5 protein-coding genes are annotated in these 4,897 nt (G+C 47.7%); 4 read left to right on the top strand and 1 reads right to left on the bottom strand.

The features are described from left to right. The first annotated feature begins 10 nt into the window (after positions 1-10). Together BZG79_RS11640 and nadS are read left to right on the top strand one after the other, a co-directional pair. Entirely contained in the window at positions 11-298 is a 288-nt protein-coding gene (locus tag BZG79_RS11640) for a type II toxin-antitoxin system RelE/ParE family toxin (RefSeq protein ID WP_108743284.1), read from the top strand. Then, entirely contained in the window at positions 295-582 is a 288-nt protein-coding gene (gene nadS / locus BZG79_RS11635) for a NadS family protein (protein WP_021024377.1), read from the top strand. Before BZG79_RS11640 ends, nadS begins: the two co-directional genes overlap by 4 nt. A 410-nt stretch (positions 583-992) precedes the next feature. On the opposite strand, the gene BZG79_RS11630 is transcribed toward nadS, so the two are convergent. Further along, on the bottom strand, positions 993-1,571 hold the full coding sequence (locus BZG79_RS11630; protein ID WP_077774461.1) for a UPF0149 family protein: 579 nt from the start codon (positions 1,569-1,571) through the stop codon (positions 993-995). 247 nt (positions 1,572-1,818) lie between these two features. Here BZG79_RS11630 and BZG79_RS11625 point away from each other — a divergent pair, with 247 nt between their 5' ends. After that, positions 1,819-4,185, top strand: coding sequence for a S8 family serine peptidase (locus BZG79_RS11625; protein WP_077774460.1), 2,367 nt, complete (start codon positions 1,819-1,821; stop codon positions 4,183-4,185). 44 nt (positions 4,186-4,229) lie between these two features. Then, positions 4,230-4,739 carry a hypothetical protein gene (locus BZG79_RS11620; RefSeq protein WP_077679530.1) on the top strand — a complete coding sequence of 170 codons (510 nt, stop codon included), beginning with the start codon at positions 4,230-4,232 and terminating at the stop codon, positions 4,737-4,739. Positions 4,740-4,897: the final 158 nt, after the last annotated feature.

Raw genomic sequence — 4,897 nt, 5'->3', positions numbered from 1 at the left:
TACCAGATTAATTACTGTACTCGCATCTGATGATGAGTTGAAAGAGCTACAGAGCGAACTCATAGCTCAACCTGAAAAAGGCGATATGATTCAAGGCACAGGCGGGCTAAGAAAAGTCAGGATGGCCAAGAAAGGGAAAGGAAAGAGCGGGAGTCTAAGGGTCCTATATTATTTTGCTCACGCTGAAACCATTTATTTAGTGTATGTGTATGCTAAAGCAACGCAAGAAACTTTGACACATGAAGAGAAAAAGCAGTTGAAAGAACTCGTTAAACAACTTCGAGGTAATGGGGAATGAGTATTTTTGCAGATCTAAAGACGTCCCTTGAAGAGGCGGTCGAAATCAAGAAAGAAAACATGGAGCCCTCTCGTGTTACTTCTTATGCCATTGAAGACGTTAAGGCTATTCGTGAAGATATTCTGAATGTATCTCGCTCTGAGTTTGCCAAAGCAATGAGCGTGAGCGTAGAGACAGTAAAAAGCTGGGAAAATAAGCGTCGTAACCCCTCAGGCTTAGCGGCGAAGGTGCTTCACACTATTAAAGATAACCCTGAGTTTTATAAAGCATTAGAAGCTCATTAGTGGCAGTAAGTTGTTTATATTACCTAAAAAAATACAAGGTCGGATGGAATCATCGATATATAAACTAGGCGTAGGTCGGTATAAGCGCCTTCTCGATCGCACAAGCTTGGYGTGATTTYCGCCGCGCGCCCGTTGCACGGCGCCWYCGACATCGTGGTYAAAATTGGCACCGATCGCGACAGGCGCCCAGTTGGCAATGTGCACATATCCAACATCTTGCCGGGGCTTGTGTCATCGTCGCTAATGGGATTATTTGACGGAATACGGAATACGGAATACAGAAAAAGCAACAGCCTCAGTGCGAGCATGATCTGCTTTATCTAGTCTCTAGAAGCGAAGCGTCTCGTCTCTTCCCGTACTCCGTAAGCGAAGCGCTCTGTATTCCGTCGTCTAGGACCTAGGACCTTGCTTTATGCCCCTTCCGCATCTTCCGCCAGTGCCGCGCCGTGGTGGGTGAGGCCACACAACATAGTTGGCATGGCGTTGAAGATTTCCTCAAACTGTGCCAACTCTTCCGCGCCTTGTGCTTCCATGGTGGAAAGGGCGGTTTCTGGATCGTAAAGCAAGCTGATGGAAAGCACCACGCCACCGAGTAGGGCATTGCCATCGGTGTTTTCCGGCATCAATGTTTCCCAATCATCACGGGTGAGGCTCCAGCCTTGCAACAAGCCTTCGGCAAAATCGCGCGTGGCTTGGTTGACAATTTCGGCGTCATCCAACAAACACCCTTCCGGCCACTGCCAATTTTTTTCCAACAGCTGTTGGCGCTGCGCATTCCAAATATCGACAATCAGGTTCGCGTACTGCTCAAACTGCTCATGGCTTTCAAATGGCGCTTGCTCGTCACCTCCCCACATTACGGGGAGCCACTCACTGGGGCTAATGACATGGGGCGCGGCAGCCATGGCGGTCACCACACCACGGGTTTGCATTTCGTTAAGCAGTTGCGCGCTATCAGCATGTTGGATAAGGAATTCGGATAAAGTCATCAGGCTCTCATTCGTATTCGATTTGTGTGCTGAGTTTAACAGCTTTCATGCTCACTTGCTTCCATCACGCCAAGCTCGGCGGGTAAGTGTGCTTTTAGGCGATAACATGATCAAAACCTTCTCATACTGTGACTGGCTCGACACTATATTGAAACAAACATAAATCACTAAACTGAATGACTATTTTGACTGACTCTTCTTTATTTTGGTGCTAAGTAAAAAGAACACGCCTGTCGACCCTCGTCCAATGTTATATCCCACTTACAAACGCACATTAGCGGCGGTGCTGGTATCTATTGCGCTCGCTGGGTGTGATGACGAAATAGACAGTAATTCTGTACAGGCATTTGATGAAGAAAATCTTGATATTGTTGCCGACAAACAATTAGTCGGTACATCGATTGATATTATTGACAGTGAATTTTCCACCGAAAACCTTCAACTTTCTATTTCAGAAAATGGCGTTGAAGTGCCTCAACTGCAGCAGGGTCAATTCAAATTATCGCATGGGGTGCTTATCTATGAGCGAGAGAGCCGTGCGATTCACTATATGCCGACCCAAAATAGCGATAAGCGTACTTTCGAATATTCTTTATCGGATGGTCGTTTGAAAAAATCGGGAGTCGTCACCATAACCGGCGATGTGAAAATTGACCCGTTAGCTCAACAACAGTGGCATTTGTACAACACTGGCCAAACGGGTTACGCCATGAACGCACAGACGTATCAGGCGTGGGTTGATCTACGTGTAGCTCAAGGCATGAGCGAAGAGCAGGCTAAGCAGCAACATCAATACGACGACAGCATCCTTATCCCCGGTGAAGATATGAATGTGCTGGGGGCGTATAAACATAATATTACCGGAAAAGATAGCATTACCGTCGTAGTTGACTCAGGCATGGCTATCAATCACGAAGACCTTGTGGATAATGTACTCCCCAACCGCTCGATTAACTTTGCAGATGGCTCAAGCGATCCAACACCGGTAGGCACCGGTGGCGATCATGGGACCTCGGTTGCCGGGCTGATTGCGGCAAAAGGGTGGAATGGATTAGGTGGTCGTGGCGTCGCACCGGATGCCAGCCTGATCGGAATGAATTACCTAGAAGAGCAAAGTGAACAGTCACAATTTGCCAGTTATGGCTTAGACGGTTCTGGTATTAGCCTCAATGACAATCTCGTAGCCTTCAACCGCAGTTACGGCATCTCAGCGCCTGCTTTTATTGCAACCACCGATGTTGACGAGGTACTTTTTCAGTATCCGACAGCAAACTTGAGACAGGGTTTGGGCGCTCTCAATATAAAATCGGCAGGTAACTCATTTATCTCTAGCGGAAATTGGCAAGAGGGAAATGCCTTATGTGATCAAGCCCAGGCGGGAATCAATGTAAACCAATCACGTGTATTCAGCTGCTACGACAGCAACTGGGATCCGGCTAACGCCAGTTTTTATACCCTGACCATTGGTGCGGTCAATACCGATGGGCGCAAATCAAGCTATTCCACGGCAGGGTCAAGCTTATGGGTATCCGCTCCCGCTGGCGAATATGGGACAGAAGCACCGGCGATGATCACCACCGATTTGATGACATGCGAGAAAGGCTATGCCAGCCAAGCCACTGTCGATCAATTTGAAGCGGTCAATGGCAGTTACTTCTCTATGCTCGGGGTAGAAGACTTTCACCAACGTGTTTGGCCATTTAACACACCAGGCACAGACTTAAACCAAGACGCAAACCCAAACTGTAACTACACCAACACCTTTAATGGTACCTCTTCTGCTGCCCCTAATGTTACTGGGGTGACGGCACTCATTGCTGAGGCCAATCCAACGCTAAGCTGGCGCGAGATTCGATATATCCTTGCCAAAACTGCCGATAAGGTTGATCCTGATGACGCGCCTGTGACGCTATTAGTGGGGAGTCAATCTTCAGGTAGCCGCATCAGTGATACTGATAGACATCGTGATACTGATGAACCGAGCAACGGCGTTACCGCGCATTTAGGCTGGGTTGAAAACGCAGCTGGTTATGCATTTAACAATAAATATGGGTTTGGTCGGGTAAATGCCGGTAAAGCGGTTGCGCTGGCACAGCAAGAGAGCGCAACACTCCCGCCGCTGCGCCATACTGATTGGATTGATATCACACCAACGCACTCTCCTATATCGATTCCAGATGCTGATGCACAAGGCGCGACATTTCGTTTCCAGCTGGATGATGACATTAACGGCGACCTGACGCTTGAAGGAATGCAATTTGGTTTTAACATCAAAAATGACGATTTGCTTAAAGTCGGCAACGGCGATCTCACTGGAAGTACAGCTGCGTCAGATCTTGCCATTCAAGTGACCTCGCCTGCGGGAACAAAAGCGATTCTTGCTACGTCAAGAACATCATTAGGTGCGTATCAAGGGTTAGGCAATGCTTCTGCCCCCGGTTACGCTTACCACATAAGCGGGCCTATGCTCGTCAATGCATTTCTTGGTGAAAAAGTGCAAGGGGAGTGGAGCGTGAATCTTGTTGATACCAACCGTGCTGATTTTGGTGATGTGCTCAACAACCAAGTGGATAGCGAACTCACCAAGGCACAAGTCCGTGTTTACGGTCATTAAGCAACAAAGCGAACCGTTTAAATAGAGATTACAAGGAGTTTCACATGCAAAGTAAGATGATAGTAGCCTTTGTTGCCAGTGCATTATTAACCCACGTCGCTGTCGCTGGGAGCAGTACAACCATGGCAAATGACAATGATGCAAAGCCGATGCCAACAGAAGCAAAGGCCAAAGGGCACAATGCTGAGCAAGCCTTAGCCGCGCAAGTCGATGGGCCAGTCACCTTAACTGAACTCTCTGAACTACATGGTTATAAAGGTATAAACCTCGACAATAGCGCTTTAAAAGCAGGAGACCAAGTTTACAATGAAGTCACACGTACACTGGGTAAAGTGACCGGGAACATCACCGTGCTGCTGGACCAAGGCACCATCTACGAGTTGGCCGAGTCGCTTAACTTGAATGTGACTTACTTTGATGAGACCACCAAGCTTGGGCAGCTCAATGCCAGTGGGCAAGATGACATCGTGGCAGTATTGGCAGAAATCAAATCAAACCCGGCGGTGAAATCAGCGAAAATTGATATTCTTGAGGCGAGGAATCAGCCACAGTAGGTATCACCCCTTGCATCGATTCCCTAAAAGGCCTAGAAGGGCCTTTTTCTTCTTTCTTCGATAACAATAGGATTGGGTTTAAATGGCGATGAAATAGCCATTTAAACCTAAACCTATCACCAACAACTTGACCGCAAAGCAGCAACTCTCTATAGTAC

It is taken from the genome of Salinivibrio sp. MA427, assembly GCF_001996115.1.
Lineage (GTDB): Bacteria > Pseudomonadota > Gammaproteobacteria > Enterobacterales > Vibrionaceae > Salinivibrio > Salinivibrio costicola.
The sequence above is the reverse complement of the archived record's forward strand: the minus strand, read 5'-3'. Positions and strand labels throughout refer to the sequence as shown.